This window comes from Amycolatopsis lurida (assembly GCF_900105055.1).
GTDB classification, from domain to species: domain Bacteria; phylum Actinomycetota; class Actinomycetes; order Mycobacteriales; family Pseudonocardiaceae; genus Amycolatopsis; species Amycolatopsis lurida.
In genome coordinates this window covers 6,699,882-6,716,676 of the sequence record NZ_FNTA01000004.1, presented here as the reverse complement: position 1 = coordinate 6,716,676, position 16,795 = coordinate 6,699,882, and the positions used below count along the sequence as shown (strand labels likewise).

Genomic DNA, 16,795 nt, shown 5'->3' with positions numbered 1-16,795 from the left:
GCCCATCACCCCCTGGTCATTCGGCCGCGGCGAACTCCGGTTCGGCGACGGTGGAGCGGGCTTCGGCCTTGCGCAGGCCGACGATTCCGGAGAGCGCCACCAGGACACTGATCACGGCGATGCCGGTGACCACGGTGAGCGCGGGCGCCAGCCCGTTCAGCAGCGCGGCCGGTCCGGTGGCACCACCGGAGTTGCCGGTCAGGACCGCGGTCACCACGGCGAGGCCGATCGCGCCGCCGACCTGGATCGACGTGTTCAGCAGCCCGCCGGCGAGCCCCTGCTCGTCGTCGGAGATGCCGTTGGTCGCCTGGATGTTCAGCGAGGAGAACGCCAGCATGAAGCCGATGCCCAGCAGGATCATGCTCGGCAGCACCGAACCGGCGTAGCTGGAACTCTCGTCGATGCGCAGGAACAGCGCGTACCCGATGACGTGGGCGACGACACCGGCGAGGATCGTGCGCGGGGTGCCGAGCCGGTCGATCAGCGGCTCGATCCTGGGCGAACCGAAGGCCACGATCAGCGCGGCGGGCAGGAAACCGAGCGCGGTCTGGAGCGCGGACCAGCCCAGCACGGTCTGCAGGTACAGCATGACGACGAACTGGAAACCGATGTAGGCGCCGAAGAACGTCGCGCCGCCGAGGTTGGCGCGGGCCAGCGGGCCGGAACGCAGGATGCCGAGGCGGAGCAGCGGGTGCTTGCTGCGCTTCTCGATGAACACGAAGGTGGCGAGCAGGGCGAGCGCGAGGGCGAACGAGATCAGCGTCCGCGGTGCGGCCCAGCCGATTTCCGGCGCCTCGACCACGGCGAAGACCAGCAGGAGCGAACCGGCGGCACCGGTGATCGCGCCCGGGAAGTCGTAGCCGCCACCGGTCTGCGGCGAGTAGGACGGGATCAGCTTGATCGCGGCGACCAGCGCGGCGAGCGCGATCGGCACCGGCAGCAGGAACGTCCAGCGCCAGCCCACCTCGGTGAGCAGGCCGGAGAAGACGAGGCCCGCGGAGTAACCGCTGGCGCCGAAGACGGCGAAGATGCTGATCGCCCGGTTGCGGGCGGGGCCTTCGTGGAAGGTCGTGGTGATGATGGACAACGCGGCCGGTGCGGTGAACGCGGCGGCCAGCCCCTTGATGAAGCGGGTGGCGATCAGCAGCGCGCCGTCGTCGACGAGACCGCCGAGCAGGGAGGCGAGCGCGAAGACCGCGACGGCGACGAGGAAGACGCGGCGCCTGCCGAGCAGGTCGGCGGTGCGCCCGCCGAGGAGCAGCAGGCCGCCGTAGCCGAGCACGTAGGCGCTGATGATCCATTGCAGGGCACCGGTGGAGAGGCCGAGTTCGGCCTGGATGGACGGGAGGGCGACGGCGACCATCGACACGTCGAGCGCGTCGAGGCCCACGACGACGGACACAGTGACCAGGACACCCCAGAGGCGCGCGTCCCACCTTGTCGAGCTGGTGGACAGCTGCACGGAAGAACTCATGATCCGTACAGTACATGCACGCGCATCTAATGCAAGTGCATTTAATGACTTTGCATAAAATTCACGTGCATGCTATCTTGGACCGCGTGAGCGACGTCGCCGAACAAGACCTGTTGCGGGAGTGGCATGAACTGTCCGCCCGGCACGCGGCGGTCTTCGGGCGGCTCGAGTGCCGCCTCCAGGAGCGCCACGGCCTCGGCGTCACCGAGTTCGAAGCCCTGGAACGACTGGTGAACTGCGTGGTCGGCAAATGCCGCGCGGCCGATCTGACCGAGGTCGTCCACCTGAGCCAGAGCGCCACCTCGCGACTCGTCGCCCGCCTCGAGCGCGAAGGACTCGTCCAGCGCGCGCTCTGCGAGTCGGACCGGCGCGGGATCTTCGTCGTCGTGACCGACGAGGGTCGCCGTCGCTACAAAGAGGCGAAGCCGACACATCGGGCGACCCTCGAAGAAACCCTCGCCGTCGACGCCTGAGCTCAAGCTTCCACGCACAGTTGCCCGCGACACTGTGCCGAGTCAACCCCGGCCGCGGTCAATTCCGGGCGAGTTCCTCGCGGATCGCCGGGACGACCTCGTTCCCCCAGCGGCCGAGCGCGCTGTCGGTCGTGGTCCCGTCTTCGACCGGGAAGTAGATGAACCCCGCGGCGCCGTGGTCGCGCACCGCCGGAACCAGTTCCTCGACCCACTGCTCCGGCGAACCACCGATCCACCGCCCGTCGCCGTCACGCGGCGACGGCGTGGGCCTCTCCGTGATACGGCCAGGGAAGTTGTAGATGGTGGCGATCTCGCCAGGGTCGCGGCCCGCGTCGACGGCGGCCTGGTCGATCACCGGACGGGATTCGGCGAACCGCGGGCTGAGCCAGTCCGCGGCGTGCCCGGGAATCCAGCCGTCCGCCAGCTTTCCGGTCACCGCCAGGGATTTGGGCCCCACAGCGCCCGTCCAGACCGGGGGCGCGGGCGCGGCCGCCGGGACCAACCCGTCGACGGAGTAGAACTCACCCTCGAAGGTCACCGGTGCTCCACCACCGGAAAGCGCCTTGATGAGGGTGATCGCCTCGCCCATCGCCCGGACCGCCTCGGCGGGCGTGCGGTGCTCGATACCGAGTTTGGCGATCTCCTGCCAGAGCCCGCCCGCCCCGATACCGAGCGCGACACGGCCACCGGAGAGCGCCGAAAGCGACGTGATCGTCCTCGCCAGCATCGGGGCGGGACGGCTCGGCAGGTTGGTGACGTTGACCGCGGCCGTCACCCGTGACGTCCGGCCGAGGATCACGCCCAGTGCGGCGTAGGCGTCGAGCCGATCGGCGAAGTACGGGTGATCGGACAGGCTGACCAGGTCGAGTCCCGCCCGGTCGGCCTGGTCGGCGTGCCGCAGGAGGTCTTCCACCTCGCCGACGCCGGTTTCGAGCCCGAATCCGAACAGTGTCATCACCACTCCTTAAGTTCGTAGTACGCACTATTTGTATCACGAACTACCTTCGCCTGTCGAAGTAAAGAATATTTGACACCATGTCTAGAACTCTTTACCTTTGGACTCGTGGCAATGGAAGAGAAACGCGCGTGGATCATGGTGGTGGTCACGGTCTTCGGCTACGCCGCGTACCTGATCGTCGTCCTCCGCCGGGCGGGCTCCGGCCCGCTCGTCGATGTCCCTTACGTTGCGGCGTTGGTGTGGACGGTCGGGGCGGCCATCGTGGCTTCGATCGTGCTGCACATCGCCGCGGCGGCCGCCGCACCGCGGGACGCGGGACGCAAGGACCAGCGCGACCGCGAGATCGGCCGGTTCGGTGAGCACATCGGACAGTCGTTCGTCGTGATCGGCGGGGTCGCGGCACTCGTCATGGCGATGGCGGAGCTGGACCACTTCTGGATCGCCAACACCGTGTACCTCGCCTTCGTCCTGTCCTCCCTGCTCGGCTCGATCGCGAAGATCGCCGCCTACCGCTGGGGATTCCAGGCATGGTGAAACCGACCAAGGTCACGAACTCCATCCGCGCCCTGCGGTTCGCAAAGGGTGAGATGACCCAAGCGGAACTCGCGGACCGGATCGACGTCACCCGCCAGACCGTGATCGCCATCGAACAGGGCCGCTACTCGCCGTCCTTGGAGCTGGCCTTCCGGATCGCCAGGGTGTTCGGCGTCGGGCTCGACGACGTTTTCCAGTACCCAGACCAGGAATGAGGCCGCCGTGAAGGCGATCGCCCAGAACGAGTACGGCTCCACCGATGTGCTGACCCTGACCGACCTTCCCGAACCCGAAGCCGGACCGGACGGCGTGGTCGTGCGGATCCGGGCGGCGGCGGTCGATCCCGGGGTCTGGCACCTCATGGAGGGCACGCCGTATCTGGTGCGCCTGATGGGTTTCGGCGTACGGAGACCGAAGGCCCGAGTCCGCGGCCTCGACTTCGCCGGCGTAGTGCACGCCGTCGGGGACGGCGTGACGCGATTCCGGCCGGGCGACGAGGTTTTCGGCACCTGCCAAGGCGCCTTCGCCGAGTGCGCACTGACCACAGTGGACAAGATCGCCCGGAAGCCCGAGCGGCTCGGCTTCGACGAAGCGGCGGCCGTTCCCATCTCCGCTTTCACCGCGCTCCAAGCGCTTCGGGACAAAGGCCGGGTCGCGCCCCGGCAGAAGGTCCTGGTCATCGGCGCCGGCGGTGGCGTGGGCACCTTCGCGGTGCAGATCGCCAAGGCGTTCGGTGCCGAGGTGGACGGCGTATGCGGCACGGGCAAGGTCGACCTCGTCCGCTCACTCGGCGCGGACCGCGTTTTCGACTACACCCGCGAGGACTTCGGCGGCGGCTACGACCTCATCCTCGACACCGCGGGCAACCGGCCGCTGTCCTCGCTGCGGAAGGCCCTTGCCCCGCAAGGCACGCTCGTCCTCGTCGGCGGTGAGAGCGAGGGGAAGTGGATCGGCGCGGTAGGGCGCAATGTGCGGGCACTGCTCCTCGGGCCGTTCGTGAAGCACAAGCTCCGCGGCCTGTTCTCCACGGAGAACCACGATGATCTCCAGACGCTGCGGGCGCTCATCGAAGCGGAGAAACTGACGCCCGTCGTCGACCGGACCTACTCGCTGGCCGAGGTGCCCGAAGCCATCCGTTACGTGCGCGAAGGACACGCACGCGGCAAGGTCGTCATCACCGTCTGATGTTCTCCCCCATGTCGGGCTCCGGTCATCTTGGCAGTGTTCGGTGTCGGAGAGCGATCCGCCGAGTGCCGAGGAGACCAGCGATGTCCGTCAACCGCCGCGACCTGTTGCGAGGCGCCGCCACCGCCGGTGCGCTGGGGCTGGCTTGGCCGTTGAGTTCGCGGATGACGGTCGCGCAGGCCGAGGAGGCCGCGGCGGCGCTGGGCGCGACCTGGGACGAAGCGCCGTTCACCCTCGGCGTCGCGTCCGGCGACCCGGTTCCGTACGGCGTCGTGCTCTGGACCAGGCTCGCGCCGAAGCCGATGGAGTTCGAGCAGCCGCTGGACGACACCGTCGAGGTCGCCTGGGAGGTCGCCACCGACCGCGGGTTCCGCCGCCGCGTGGCGCGCGGGACGACGGCCGCCACCGCCGGGCTCGGTCACAGCGTCCACGTCCCGGTGTCCGGGCTGGAGCCGGGTTCGCAGTACTACTACCGCTTCCACGCGCTCGGCAAGGTCAGCCGGATCGGCCGCACCCGTACCGCGCCGATCGGGCCGGTCCGGCGGGTGCGGTTCGCTTCGGCGAACTGCCAGGCCTTCCACGACGGGTTCTACGCGGCGCACGCCGGGATCGCGCGAGAGGAGCTGGATTTCGTCGTCCACCTTGGTGACTACGTCTACGAGCACGGTCAGGTCGGCGGGAATCCGCTGCGCGATCACGAAGGACCCGAGGTGCTCACCCTGCCGGCGTACCGGCGGCGGCACGCGCTCTACAAATCCGACCCCTCCCTCCGGGACGCCCACGCCGCCCACCCCTGGTTCATCACCTGGGACGATCACGAGGTCGTCAACGACTACAGCGGCACCACCCCGTCGTTGCGAGCCCGGCGCTCGGCGGCGTACCAGGCCTGGTTCGAGCACATGCCGGTGCGTCCCGACCACCCCTCGACACCGAGGATCCACCGGCAGCGCCACTGGGGCGATCTCCTCGACCTGTCCATTTTGGATCTCAGGCAGTACCGGTCGGCGCAGAACCTGCCCGACGGCACCATCCTCGGCACGGATCAGAAGGCCTGGCTCAAGGACCAGGTGACCGGGGCGGGCGAGGCGTGGCACTGCTGGGTGAACTCGATCATGCTGAGCCAGCTCGCGAAGCCCGGCGGTGGCTACATGTTCACGGACCAATGGGACGGCTTCCTCGCCGAACGCAAGGAAGTGCTGACCCACGTGGCCCAGAGCGGCCTCGAAGACCTCGTGGTGATCACCGGCGACTGGCATTCCGCCTTCGTCGACGACATCCGCCCGGACTTCGCGGATCCGGCCACCCCGGTGATCGGCACGGAGTTCACCGCGCATTCGGTCTCCTCCGGCGCCTACTCCCCCGAGTGGAACGCCACGAACGGGCCGAAGATGGGCGCGGCGAACCCGCACCTCAAGTACTTCGAGGGCAACCGGTACGGCTACGACGTCTACGAGGTCACCCCGCGCCGCTGGAGCACGCATATGCGTGTGATCGGCGACCGGCGCGACCCGCGTTCCCCGGTGAGCACCCTGACGACGTTCCACGTCGACCGCGGCAGGCCCGGGTCGTACGAGGACCGGTCGACCATCACGTCTCCGGCGCAGTACCGGCGGCGCTAGGCCAAAAGGGGAGCCGCGAACTCAGAAGAGGGGCGGGCGACGCTCTTTCGGAGCAGCGCGGTTCACCGCACGCGTTCTCGTTTCACCTGCCCGATGAATTCACGACAATTCTTCCGTGCGGCTAACCTTGGCATTCCATTGGGAACGAGCCGCGGGAGAATTCGATGAAGAAGAAAATCGCCGCTTTAGTCATGGCCGCCTTTTCGGCGGCCGTATTCCTGGCCGCCACGCCGGCCTCCGCGGCGACCGAAGGCCGGTTCCCACCCTACGGATGCAACGGTGATCGCTACGGAATCCTCTTCGGCGAGGGCATTTCCCTGACCTGCTTCGCGCTGCCGAGACACTCGGAGACCTACCGGGTGGTCGCCCACTGCGCGTCCGGATCCTCCTATTGGTACACCGTCGGACATTGGGTCCCGATCGGTTTCGGGCCGTCGACAGCGGAATGTCACGGCGCCCTGCTTTCGAGCGCATACGTGGCCGGATATCACGTAGACGAATTCTGATATCCGAATGACTCGATGTCGATCTTGACGGCGCGGTTCAGCGTCCGCTCCCGGCAGGTCCCCACCGGCCCACTTCCGCGGTGAGCCACCGATGCAGGGAAAAGGCCAGTTCGACCGGCGCGTCGTACTGGATCAAATGCCCGGCGCCGGGAATGACGTCCAGGAGGGCACCGGGAATCGCGTCGGCGAGGCGCCTCGCCCGGTCCACCGGGATCCACGTGTCATCGGCGCCCCAGATCACCTTCACCGGCAGCGCCAGTTCCGGATAACGGTCCTGGATCTCGTCGGTGTACCGGACGTCGGCCTCGGCGATTTGCCGGTAGAAGGCGCGTTGTCCCTCCGCGTCCAGCCAAGGCCCGGTCAGCGTGGCCAGCTGCGCGCCGGTGAGACCACGATGGGAGGCCGTCCCGATGTAGGACTCCAGCGCTCCCCGGTGCACCACCGGGGGCTGCGCCTGGAAGACCTCGGCGTTCTCCGCGACGAGCCGGAAGAATTCCGAACCCCACGGCCGCAGCGCGACGACGTCCACCAGGGCGAGCGAGGCGTACTCCGCGCCATGCAGCAGCTTCGCGCGCAGAGAAACGGCCCCGCCGTAGTCGTGGGCGATCACATGCGGGGCAGTCAGCCCCCAATACTCGAGCAGGTCGGCGAACAGCTCACCCTGTGTCCCGAGATCGACGGCATGGCCGGGATCCTTCGACGAACGGCCGTATCCCGGCATGTCCCAGACATGGACGGCGAACTCCGCGCTGAGCGCTCTCGCGAAAGGCGCCCACAGTTGCGCCGACCACGGTGTCCCGTGGCACAGCACCACCGGGGCGCCTTCGCCGAGGCGTTCCCAGGCCACCGAACGGCCACGCCACTCGAACGTCCGCGACAACTCCAGCTCGCCGAAACCCATGATCGCGATCGTAGTGGCGGCCACCGCTCAGTCCGGCAGCTGCAGTTCCGCATGTCGTTTGGACAGCATCTCCGCCAGCTCCCGGAGTTTGACGTTCATGTTCTGCGACGTGTGCCGCAGCACCTCGAACGCCTCCGCGGCGTCGATCCCGCGCCGCGCCATCAGGATGCCCTTGGCCTGCCCGATCGCGTCGCGGCTGTCGAGCGCCTGCTGAAGCTGCTCCTCCTGGAGCTGGCCACGTGTGACCGCGTGTGTCGTCGCCAGGGCCAGTGACGCGTGCGTCGCCAGAAGCAGCAGCACGTCACGGTCGGCCTTGGCGATGCCGTGCGGGCTTCGCGAGTAGACGTTCAGCGCGCCGGAAAGCTGCGAACTCGACGCTTCCGGCAAGAGGGCGGTCGAGACCAGCGAGTGGAACCCGAGCGCCGCGGCGGCAGGACCGAACCGCGGCCATCGAGCGTCCTCCGCGAGATTGTCGCTGAACGCCGCCGCCGGCCCCGAAATCCGCGCCGCTTCAACGCAAGCGCCCTCGCCGTACTGGTACTGAAGCTGATCCAGTTCGCCGGCGATCTCGTCGGTCCGCACCGGCGTGTGGAACCCTCCGTCGGGGTCGAGGAGGGTGACGCTGACCAGATCCGCGCCCGGCACCAGGTCACGCGTCGCGAAGACCACCCGTTCGAGCACCGCCGCGATCGAACCGGAATCCAGCAACGCCCTGGTCAGGGCTACGAACTGGGTGACAAGTGGCCCGGCGATGAGCCGGGCGCCGCTTTCGGAGGTCACCGGCAGGTCGCCGTCGCCGACATCCTCGACGAATCGGTTCTTGTCCTGCTGCCAGTCGAATTCATCGGCCAAAGCCCGCCTCTCCCACTTCTGCACATCGGCGTGATGCACCACGGGAGTCACCGGCGGGAACCGGCGCCGAGCGCGCACCATCAACCGCCGCAACCAACCCGGTTACCGGCGGATCGGCGCTAACTTCTCAACGCTCAGAACCGCTTTCGGACACCGACCTTAGCCGAATGCGATCACCCGGCCTACCGCGACCCACGTTCAGCCCGTGCCCGATCGCCCTTCCGGGCGCACTGGTGACGACCGGTTCGGCCACCTGGCGTAATCCCGCACCGGCCCGTCGGGCTCCGGTTCGTGTTTCACGGCGGACGGAGGTGGTACCCGGCCCGGTGTCGCCGAGAACCCCCGGGGGTGATCACTGTGTCCTCGCTCCAGGCCGCGGAGCAGCGAAGGGTCGTCGCCGAATGTTTCGCGCGCAGCGGGCTCACCATGGAGCAACTGTGGCTGAGGTACTTCGCACTGGGTGGCGATGTCAGCGAAGTCGATTTGGCGGCCTACTTGCGGGGCGTGCTCCCCCTGCCCAGAATCCAGCGGGACATGGTGGCCCACGCGGTCAACGAGCGGCTCGACGAGCTTTCCGGCGCGCGACGGGCACCGTACAGCCGCGACGTCGGGGACGACAGCCGTCCTCGTGGTCTTCTGGCCGCGTTGGTGGGACTCCTCGACGGCGCCCAGCGGGTCTCACCCGAGCGGCTGCCCGCGATCATCGCCGCCGCGGGCCGGGCGCTGGACCTGGAGCTGACGGTCTATCTCGCCGACTACGAGCAGCGACAGCTCCACCCCCTTCCCGCCGAGTCCGCGCCCGACCGGACGCCGCTGCCCATCGAGGCAAGTACCGCCGGACAGGCCTATCGGCACGCCGGCACCGTGCTGACCGAGGAGCCGAACGGGCCGCGGTTGTGGACCGCCCTCCTGGACGGCGACGAGCGGATGGGCGTGCTCGAGATCGGGGCCGCCGCGGACGCCGACCTTCACGACCCCGCCCTGCGCACCCAGTGCCAGTGGTTCGCATCGCTGTCCGGCCACCTCATCGCCGCCGCGATGCGCTACGGCGACGGCCTCGACACGACCCGGCGCCGGAGACGGCGCGGCCCCACCACCGAGCTGCTTTGGCAGAACCTGCCCCCGTTGACGGCGGCGACGGCCGACTTCGTGGTGGCGGGCGGCATCGAGCCCGCCTACGACGTTCGCGGAGTGACCTTCGACTACGCCCTTTCCGACACGACGGCCTGGCTGGCGATCTTCGACGCGGGCCGGGACACCGTTTCCTCGGGCCTGGTGGTGTCGGCGGCGCTCTCGGCCTACCGATCCGCCCGCCGCGAGGGCCAGGATCTGCGCGGCCAGGAGCACGCTGTCGACAAAGCGCTTTCGGCACAGTTCGGTGACGGCACCACGGTCCGCGGCACACTGGCCGAAGTGGACCTCACTCAGGGCGCGCTGCGCCATCTCGAAGCGGGCGGGGAACCACCACTCGTGCTCGGCACCGGACCCGAACCGACCACAGTGGACAGTGCACGGCGCCCCCCGTTCGGCGACGGAGGCTCCCGGCGTATCGAGGCCTCCCGCCTCCAGGCCGGAGATCTCCTTGTCCTGCACACCGAAGGCCTCACGGAAGCGCGCACCGCCGACGGTGAACGATTCGCGCTCGCCGACAGCCTGGACGCCAGCGCCGGTCAGGTACCGCCGGAAATCGTCCGTCGTGTGCTCGATGCGGCGAAGTCCCACTGCCGCAACGGCTTCCCAGGCGACGCCGGACTGCTGATCGCCCGCTGGCCGGGCACGCGGTGAAGCGGCTCAGCCGCGGAAAACGACGTCTTCGGTCTTGACCGTTCCTCCCTTCCGGCCCGGCGCGACCTGGTGCCGCCAGTACAGGTTCGTGTGCGCGATGACCTGCTCCGGCGTGGGCGCACCCCACTCCGTTTTGTCGAAGGTCGTGTGCGCGTCACCGACCAGCGTCACGTCGTACCCGCGGACCATCGCGCCGTGCAGTGTCGAACGGATGCAGGCGTCGGTCTCCGCCCCGGCGACCACCAGCCGCCCGACACCGCGCTCGGCCAGCACCTTCTCCAGATCGGTGTCCTCGAACGAGTCCCCGTAGGACTTTTCGACGAGAGGCTCGGACTCGGCACGGTCCAGCTCGCCGACGATGCGCCACTCCTCGCTGCCTCGCACGAGTTCTTCGTCGGAATGCTGCACCCACACGACCGGCACGTCTTCCCTTCGCGCCCTGCCGACGAGAGCGCCGATGTTCGCGACCACGGAATCACGCTCGTAGGCCTCGTCGACGACGCCGTTCTGGACGTCGACGACCAGGAGCGCGGTGTTCGGCCGGTCGGTGAGAGTGGTCATCGCGGGGGTTCCCTCCAGGTCAGGCTGCTGTGGCAGACCTTAACCCCGGCCACCGACAAGATCCGGCGATCAAGCTCCCGGAACGGCCAGCGCCTTCGCGTTGCGCCGGACGTCGGACCACGCCCCGTCCCGGCACAATCCGCAGGAAGCGCCGAAGAATTCAGCCCGGGCCCGCTCGTCACCGGAAAGCCAGAACCGGAACCACGCCGTGATCGCGCCGCGGAACCCGCCTCCGTCGCCGACGGGCGTGAAATGGGTCGCTCCGCCGAGTTCGCCGTAGATCGCGGGGACCTGGTCCGCGACGCGGTAGCGCGGGATGACCAGCAGCCCGGGGACGACGATGGTGTCGAACTGCCCACCCAAGAAGAACGAAGGCCCCTTCAGCGCCGTGGCCGAGCCCTGCGGTCCCGGTTCGATCGGGATCGTCGTGGTGACACGGGAGTCCGCGCCGGCGGCGATCGCCCCGCCGCCGCCCTGGGAGTGACCGGTGGCGCCGATGTGCGCCGTGTCGATCTTCCCTTGATAAGGACTGCCGGGCCGGGAGTTCTCGGCGATCAACGTCGTGGCCCCGGCCAGCATCTCCTGACCGGAACCCGCGTTCGGCGTGTCGGCCGCCGCGACCACGAACCCGTGGGAGGCCAGGTGCCGCAACAGACCGTCGTAGATCTTCGGGTTCGCGCCGGTGCCGTTGCCCCACAAGATCACCGGGTGCTTCTCCAGCCGCGAAGGCCGGTACACGGTGTGGGCGCTGTCGAGCGCTTCGACGGTCACGGCGTAGGGCCCCGGCTCACTCCACCGGCTCGCGATGCCGGCCTCGGCCGTCGCGGCGGGCGTGATACCCACGGTCGCGAGCGCGACCATCCCGGCGATCAGTATCCGTGCGCGAAGTTTCCCCATCGTGGCCACCGTCCCGTTCCGTCCGGGCCCCGTTGCCCGGGACGCCCCTCCCAGCGTGTCGGCACGGTCACCGTACGTCCATGGGGCCGATCACAAGATCGGGCGAACGAGTCTTGTGATCGACCCCAAACCGGGTCAGCCGATGAGCTGCCACAGGTAACCGGGGCTCTTGACCGGCGCGACCGCGTTCTTCTTCCAGAGGTACTTGACCTTGCACGGCGGGACGATCCGGTACTTCTGCACGGTGAACGAGCGCGCTTCCTTGTACTGCTGCAACCGCAACGTCTTCCCCGCGGGCACCGTCGCGGCATAGGACCAGGAATCGGACTTCGAGTAGCTCGCGCCGACACTCACCGCCGGCGAAACACTCGCCTTGGCGAAGATGACGCCCGCCCCGGCACTGGTCGTACCGGTGATGGACGCGTTGACCGAGGAGGTCGTGGTCTTGTTGTAGGTGATCGTCCCCGGCCCGCGCAGGTAGTCGCTGCGCAGGTTCGTCTTCATCCAGGCCTTGGCGCCGTTCGAGATCTTGTAGCCGGGCGGATCGTTGACCTCGGGGCAGGGCTGGATCGCGAGCGACCGCGCCCCGGCCCCGAGTGCCGCGGGTGCCACGCACAGCGCGCAACCGAGAAGGACTGAAGCGGCCACCGACCGGAACGCATCGCGAACCTCCCGTTGTCGATCATGAGCGAACGGCAATACGGCTCCCGGCGGCGGCGGCGCGGAAATCCAACCTGTTCGAGTTACGGGTCTCAGGTGCCGTTGCGGCCGCGCTCCGTCAGGCACGCACTGTCCACTGTGGTCTTCACCCGAACGTCGAAAGCCCGTCCAACAGCCTGTCGACGTCCTCCGTACTGGTGTACGGGGCCATCCCGACGCGGAGCGCGGGGTCCTCCAGCTTCAAGGCCGCGAAGACTTCGTAGGCGTAGAAGGACCCTGCCGGTGCGACGACATTCCTCTCGGCGAGATACTTTTGCGCCTCGCGCTCGCGGCCGCCGAGACTCATCAGGACGGTCGGCGTCCGGTCGGCGGCCTTGCCATGGACGGTGACGGCGTCGCCCAGCCCCTTCTCCAGCCTGGTGCGCAGCAGGTTTTCGTGCTCGTGCACCGAGTTCATCGAGTTCGCCAGCCGGTCCCGTCGCGAACCGGCCGATCCCGGGTCGAGTGCGGCGAGGAAGTCCACGGCCGCCGTCGCGCCCGCGAGCGTTTCGTAAGGCAGCGTCCCGAATTCGAACCGCTCCGGGACGGTGCCGGGCGACGGCACGAGCTTGTCCGGCTCGACGGTTTCCAGGAGGGCCGGTGCCGCGCCGAGCACCCCGCAGTGCGGGCCGAGGAACTTGTACGGCGAGCAGACGAAGAAATCCGCTCCCAGCGCGGGAACGTCCACCAGGTCGTGGGCTGCGTAGTGCACTCCGTCGACGAACACCAGCGCCCCGGCCTCGTGGGCGAGATCGGCGATCCGGCGGATCGGCGGCTTCGTGCCGAGGACGTTCGAAGCCGCCGTGACCGCGACCAGCTTCGTCCTTTCGGTGAGGACCAGGGAATCGAGGTCGAGTTCGGTGTTCCGAGGATCGATGTCGAGCCAGCGGACGGTCACCCCGGCTCGCTCCGCGGCCTGGACCCACGGCCGGACGTTCGCGTCGTGATCGAGACGGCTGACGACGATCTCGTCTCCCTCACGCCAGCCTTTGGCCAGGTGCCGGGAAAAGTCGTACGTCAGCTGGGTGGCGCTGCGGCCGTGGACGACACCTTCGGCGGGCACGCCGAGGAAGTCGGCATAGGCGGATCGGAACGCCGCGACGGCGTTCTCCGCGTTCAGTTCGGACGGGCTGACCTTGCCCCGGTTCGACAGTGGCCCGACGAGTGTCCGGACGATGGCGTCGGCGACGGGGCGGGGTGTCTGGGTACCCGCCGGTCCGTCGAAGAAGGCGGTTCCGTCGGCGAGGGAAGGGAAGTGGAGCCGGAGGGCGGCGACGTCGATGGCCATGTCCTCGACTCTGACATTCGGCGAGGACCGAGTAAACGCTTCGTGGCCGGAACTTCTCCGGCCACGAAGCGCTCGGACTCAGTACAGCTTCAACCGGTACGCGCCGGACTGCGTGGTTCCGGCGAACAGATACCGGCCGTCCGCGCTGATCGCCAGGGAGAGCACCCTGGAATCGGGCAGCGCGCCGGGCACGGGCGACCAGGTCCGGCCGAAGTCCGTGCTGCGCAGCACGCCTCCCCCGGTCGCGTTGCTCGCGAACCACACCCGGAAGTCGAACGGATGCGGCAGGATCCGGCTGATCTCACGGGGGTCTTCACCGTCTTGAACCCGGCGGAACGTCCGGCCGCCGTCCTCGCTCAGGTGGATGCCCGCGCCGCCGATGAGCACGCGGCCGCCACCCCACCGGCTGACCGAGATCGAACTGACCGGGTCACTCGTGACGTGGGTCCAGGTCTTGCCGCCGTCGTCCGACCGGGACAGGCCGTCGAAGTCTCCGCCCCAGATCCGGTCCGGGTTCCACGGATCACCGGCGAACGCGATGAAGCCGTTGTCGGTCGCGAGCTTTTCCCAGGTCTTCCCGGCATCGTCACTGCGGTAGAGCACGTAGCCGCTGGGCGCGAAGGCCGAGACGAGCAGCCGGTCCGGGTCGGCAGGGTGAGCGAAGATCGTCCTGGGGAGCCCTTCCTTCGCCTTCGCCGCGAACTGCCAGGTCCGCCCGCCGTCACCGCTGCGGAGCACGTCGAGCGCGAACCCGTTCCGGGTCACCTGCCAGACGACGTCCGGCCGTCCCGGCGACACGGACAGGCGCGCGTCCTCGTGCAGCCGGTCGGTGGGATGCGACTGCCAGACCCGGTCCGTCGCGGAGACCTTGCCGCGCGGGAGCGGGGTGTTGTAGATCTCCTGCACCCCCGCCGCGACGACGCTCTCGCGCAGGAGGTTCCCGGTGGTCACGAGGTCGCGGATGGATTCGGCCGGCACGCCGATCTGCTGATACCCGCTCTTGCCGCCGTCCGCGTACACGCCGCGGTAGAGCGAGGAGATGAGCGTGGTGGCGGGTTTGCCCGGCACGGCGGGAAGGTCGATCATGTCGCTGACACCCTCGCCGGGGGCGGGCACCGGTTTGCGCGTCCAGGTGCGGCCGAAATCCGAGCTGACGTCTATGTCGTTATACGTCGCGACGTACAGGCGCCCGCCGACGAAGTGCGGCTCACGCAGGGGCTGCTCACCGGGATCGCGCCGCAGTACCGTCCAGGTCCTGCCGCCGTCGGTGGAGCCGTGGAGTTCGGGGCCGACCGTGACCACGAGCCGTTCGCCGTCCGCGGCGACCTGATTGATCTCGCCGTTGGTCCGGTAGACGAGTTCGGCTCGCGGCTCCTTGCCGCTGACCCCGCGGACCGCCCACAGCGCGTACTCCGGGTACGCCGTCGTGAAGTAGGCGTCGTCACCGACCATCGTGAGCTTGAGCCCGCCGACGGGCGCGGCGTTCCCCTCGCGAGGCCAGGTCCTCGGCACGTCGTTCCAGTGCTCACCGCCGTCGGTGCTGACGCTCAGCGAATCGAGGTTCTGCACCACGACGACCCGGCCCGCCGGGTCCGTGGCCATGCCGAACGCGCCGTCGGGATACCACTCGCGCAGGGTCTCCCAGGTCTGGCCGCGGTCGGTGGTCCTCAGCAGCAGGCCGCGCCATTCGCCGAGGATGCCCGCCGGTTTGTTGCCCACCGCGAGCATCCGGTCCGGGTTCGCCGGATCGGCGAAGAATCCCTGGATGGAGGTCTCTTGCGGCAGTCCCCGGCGCGCGGTCCACGAGGCACCGCGGTCGCCTGAGAGCCACAGGGCGGGCGGGCTGGGCACCATCATCGCGAGCCCGGCGGGCGAAACCGCCAGCAGCCCGCCGACGCTGTTCGGGCCGACCGGGTCCCAGCCGCCGTGCGGCAGCCCGGTGGCGTTGACCTCGGCGGGCGGCAGCTGGGGTTCGGCGGTGGCCACCGACGTCGCCCCGGTGGTCCCGAGAACCGTCAGCAGCCCGAGAACGAACATGCGTTTGGTGATCGATCTCAGTTTCATGCGGGAGATCTTGGCGCAAGTTTCCGAAAAGAGATAGAGGATTCGTCGGATCTTTGCCTGCCGATTACCCCTTGCCAGCTCGCTGATTCCTTGTCAAGGCTTGACAACAGACAAACTCATCGGATCACTAGCGCACGATGATCGCGATCAGCGCGGCGACGAGCAAGGCGAGGTACGCGATGGCGTGCGCGCGATCCGGGATCCGGCCGACCACGCGGCGCGTCACGGCGATGGTCGGCAGCGATCCGCACAGCAGCGCTCCCGCGGCCACCAGATCGATGTAGCCGAGGTGGGCGGTGCCCGGAGCCGTGCCCGTCGCCGCGAAGGCGTAGACCGCCGTGCCGATCACCGCCACCGGCAGGCTCAGCGGGTTCGCCAGCGCGGTCGCGTCGGCCATGGGCAGACCCTTGCGCCGCATGAGCGGGACGGTGAGGACACTGCCCCCCACCCCGAGGAAGCTCGCCACGGCACCGATCCCGGTCCCGCCCGCCGTGGTGGTGATCCCGCCGAGCCCACGCGGCAGGCTGTCGTCCCGCCTGCTCACGAAACCCTTCCGGAGCACGCTGTCGGCGATCGTCAGCGCGAGGTAGGCGACGAACAGCCAGCGCAGGAGACTCTCGTCGGCCATGGTGGCCGCGAAGGAGCCGAGCACGGCACCCAGGCCGATGAACGCGATGAGCGGCCACAGGTAGTCGCGGCGAAGCCGGCCCGCCCGCAGCTGCGCGAGGGTCGCGCTCCCGGCGTTGACCACCATCACCGCGGTCGACGTGGCCACCGCCACGTGCATCGCGCCCAGCGCGTGCTCCGGCCGCGCGAGCGCGAAGGCGTAGACGACGGGCACGGTGATGAAGCCGCCGCCGAATCCGAAAAGGACGGTGGTGACCCCGCTCAGGCAACCGAACCCGAGGAGCACCGAGATCTCGATCAGCACCCCGTCGACGGTAGGCGTACACAATGCGGCGGGCATTCGAAAGAGCGCCAGTTTCTTTCGCAGATCGG

At 68.9% G+C, this 16,795-nt stretch carries 17 protein-coding genes; 7 read left to right on the top strand and 10 right to left on the bottom strand.

The annotated features are described in order from the left end of the window. Positions 1-16 precede the first annotated feature (16 nt). Positions 17-1,474 (bottom strand): MFS transporter, encoded by a 1,458-nt coding sequence (locus BLW75_RS36910; RefSeq protein ID WP_034310992.1) that lies wholly within the window; start codon positions 1,472-1,474, stop codon positions 17-19. Between the two features lie 86 nt (positions 1,475-1,560). On the opposite strand from BLW75_RS36910, the gene BLW75_RS36905 reads away from it, so the two are divergent. After that, positions 1,561-1,947 carry a MarR family winged helix-turn-helix transcriptional regulator gene (locus BLW75_RS36905; RefSeq protein ID WP_034311200.1) on the top strand — a complete coding sequence of 129 codons (387 nt, stop codon included), beginning with the start codon at positions 1,561-1,563 and terminating at the stop codon, positions 1,945-1,947. Positions 1,948-2,005: 58 nt separating this feature from the next. Here BLW75_RS36905 and BLW75_RS36900 read toward each other — a convergent pair whose 3' ends face one another. Further along, the gene (locus tag BLW75_RS36900) at positions 2,006-2,902 is read right to left on the bottom strand and encodes an LLM class flavin-dependent oxidoreductase (protein ID WP_034310990.1); all 897 of its coding nucleotides are present in this window, start codon (positions 2,900-2,902) and stop codon (positions 2,006-2,008) included. Positions 2,903-3,010: 108 nt separating this feature from the next. Here BLW75_RS36900 and BLW75_RS36895 point away from each other — a divergent pair, with 108 nt between their 5' ends. The 5 genes from BLW75_RS36895 to BLW75_RS36875 all read left to right on the top strand — a co-directional run bounded on the left by BLW75_RS36895 (position 3,011) and on the right by BLW75_RS36875 (position 6,749). After that, positions 3,011-3,439 (top strand): hypothetical protein, encoded by a 429-nt coding sequence (locus BLW75_RS36895; RefSeq protein ID WP_034310987.1) that lies wholly within the window; start codon positions 3,011-3,013, stop codon positions 3,437-3,439. Further along, positions 3,433-3,654 carry a helix-turn-helix transcriptional regulator gene (locus tag BLW75_RS36890; protein WP_034310983.1) on the top strand — a complete coding sequence of 74 codons (222 nt, stop codon included), beginning with the start codon at positions 3,433-3,435 and terminating at the stop codon, positions 3,652-3,654. Before BLW75_RS36895 ends, BLW75_RS36890 begins: the two co-directional genes overlap by 7 nt. A 7-nt stretch (positions 3,655-3,661) precedes the next feature. Further along, positions 3,662-4,624: an NAD(P)-dependent alcohol dehydrogenase gene (locus tag BLW75_RS36885; RefSeq protein ID WP_034310980.1), complete on the top strand. Its 963-nt coding sequence runs from the start codon at positions 3,662-3,664 to the stop codon at positions 4,622-4,624. 83 nt (positions 4,625-4,707) lie between these two features. Next, positions 4,708-6,243 carry an alkaline phosphatase D family protein gene (locus BLW75_RS36880; protein ID WP_034310978.1) on the top strand — a complete coding sequence of 512 codons (1,536 nt, stop codon included), beginning with the start codon at positions 4,708-4,710 and terminating at the stop codon, positions 6,241-6,243. A gap of 164 nt (positions 6,244-6,407) precedes the next feature. Continuing rightward, positions 6,408-6,749, top strand: a complete 342-nt coding sequence (locus tag BLW75_RS36875) for a hypothetical protein (protein WP_034310975.1) — start codon at positions 6,408-6,410, stop codon at positions 6,747-6,749. A 37-nt stretch (positions 6,750-6,786) separates the two neighbouring features. Here the strand turns inward: BLW75_RS36875 and BLW75_RS36870 are convergent, their stop codons facing one another. Further along, positions 6,787-7,650 carry an alpha/beta fold hydrolase gene (locus BLW75_RS36870; protein ID WP_034311199.1) on the bottom strand — a complete coding sequence of 288 codons (864 nt, stop codon included), beginning with the start codon at positions 7,648-7,650 and terminating at the stop codon, positions 6,787-6,789. Positions 7,651-7,677: 27 nt separating this feature from the next. Beyond that, complete coding sequence (locus BLW75_RS36865; protein ID WP_395766749.1) at positions 7,678-8,502, bottom strand: GAF and ANTAR domain-containing protein; 825 nt, start codon at positions 8,500-8,502, stop codon at positions 7,678-7,680. A gap of 348 nt (positions 8,503-8,850) precedes the next feature. Here BLW75_RS36865 and BLW75_RS36860 point away from each other — a divergent pair, with 348 nt between their 5' ends. Then, positions 8,851-10,287 carry a PP2C family protein-serine/threonine phosphatase gene (locus BLW75_RS36860; protein WP_034310972.1) on the top strand — a complete coding sequence of 479 codons (1,437 nt, stop codon included), beginning with the start codon at positions 8,851-8,853 and terminating at the stop codon, positions 10,285-10,287. Positions 10,288-10,293: 6 nt separating this feature from the next. On the opposite strand, the gene BLW75_RS36855 is transcribed toward BLW75_RS36860, so the two are convergent. The 6 genes from BLW75_RS36855 to BLW75_RS36830 all read right to left on the bottom strand — a co-directional run bounded on the left by BLW75_RS36855 (position 10,294) and on the right by BLW75_RS36830 (position 16,727). Further along, positions 10,294-10,848 carry a cysteine hydrolase family protein gene (locus BLW75_RS36855; RefSeq protein ID WP_034310971.1) on the bottom strand — a complete coding sequence of 185 codons (555 nt, stop codon included), beginning with the start codon at positions 10,846-10,848 and terminating at the stop codon, positions 10,294-10,296. Positions 10,849-10,917: 69 nt separating this feature from the next. Beyond that, complete coding sequence (locus BLW75_RS36850) at positions 10,918-11,745, bottom strand: poly(ethylene terephthalate) hydrolase family protein (RefSeq protein WP_034311194.1); 828 nt, start codon at positions 11,743-11,745, stop codon at positions 10,918-10,920. Positions 11,746-11,880: 135 nt separating this feature from the next. Beyond that, positions 11,881-12,393: a hypothetical protein gene (locus tag BLW75_RS36845; RefSeq protein ID WP_034310967.1), complete on the bottom strand. Its 513-nt coding sequence runs from the start codon at positions 12,391-12,393 to the stop codon at positions 11,881-11,883. Between the two features lie 157 nt (positions 12,394-12,550). Next, positions 12,551-13,732 carry a cysteine desulfurase-like protein gene (locus BLW75_RS36840; RefSeq protein ID WP_034310965.1) on the bottom strand — a complete coding sequence of 394 codons (1,182 nt, stop codon included), beginning with the start codon at positions 13,730-13,732 and terminating at the stop codon, positions 12,551-12,553. A 78-nt stretch (positions 13,733-13,810) separates the two neighbouring features. Continuing rightward, entirely contained in the window at positions 13,811-15,796 is a 1,986-nt protein-coding gene (locus BLW75_RS36835; protein ID WP_034310962.1) for a beta propeller repeat protein, read from the bottom strand. A 127-nt stretch (positions 15,797-15,923) separates the two neighbouring features. Further along, positions 15,924-16,727, bottom strand: a complete 804-nt coding sequence (locus BLW75_RS36830; protein WP_034310959.1) for a sulfite exporter TauE/SafE family protein — start codon at positions 16,725-16,727, stop codon at positions 15,924-15,926. Positions 16,728-16,795: the final 68 nt, after the last annotated feature.

Coding starts and splice junctions, on each gene's coding strand:
- BLW75_RS36880 (WP_034310978.1), top strand. CDS start 4,708: ATGTCCGTCAACCGCCGCGACCTGTTGCGAGGCGCCGCCACCGCCGGT.
- BLW75_RS36840 (WP_034310965.1), bottom strand. CDS start 13,732: ATGGCCATCGACGTCGCCGCCCTCCGGCTCCACTTCCCTTCCCTCGCC.
- BLW75_RS36900 (WP_034310990.1), bottom strand. CDS start 2,902: ATGACACTGTTCGGATTCGGGCTCGAAACCGGCGTCGGCGAGGTGGAA.
- BLW75_RS36875 (WP_034310975.1), top strand. CDS start 6,408: ATGAAGAAGAAAATCGCCGCTTTAGTCATGGCCGCCTTTTCGGCGGCC.
- BLW75_RS36870 (WP_034311199.1), bottom strand. CDS start 7,650: ATGGGTTTCGGCGAGCTGGAGTTGTCGCGGACGTTCGAGTGGCGTGGC.
- BLW75_RS36890 (WP_034310983.1), top strand. CDS start 3,433: ATGGTGAAACCGACCAAGGTCACGAACTCCATCCGCGCCCTGCGGTTC.
- BLW75_RS36850 (WP_034311194.1), bottom strand. CDS start 11,745: ATGGGGAAACTTCGCGCACGGATACTGATCGCCGGGATGGTCGCGCTC.
- BLW75_RS36835 (WP_034310962.1), bottom strand. CDS start 15,796: ATGAAACTGAGATCGATCACCAAACGCATGTTCGTTCTCGGGCTGCTG.
- BLW75_RS36855 (WP_034310971.1), bottom strand. CDS start 10,848: ATGACCACTCTCACCGACCGGCCGAACACCGCGCTCCTGGTCGTCGAC.
- BLW75_RS36910 (WP_034310992.1), bottom strand. CDS start 1,474: ATGAGTTCTTCCGTGCAGCTGTCCACCAGCTCGACAAGGTGGGACGCG.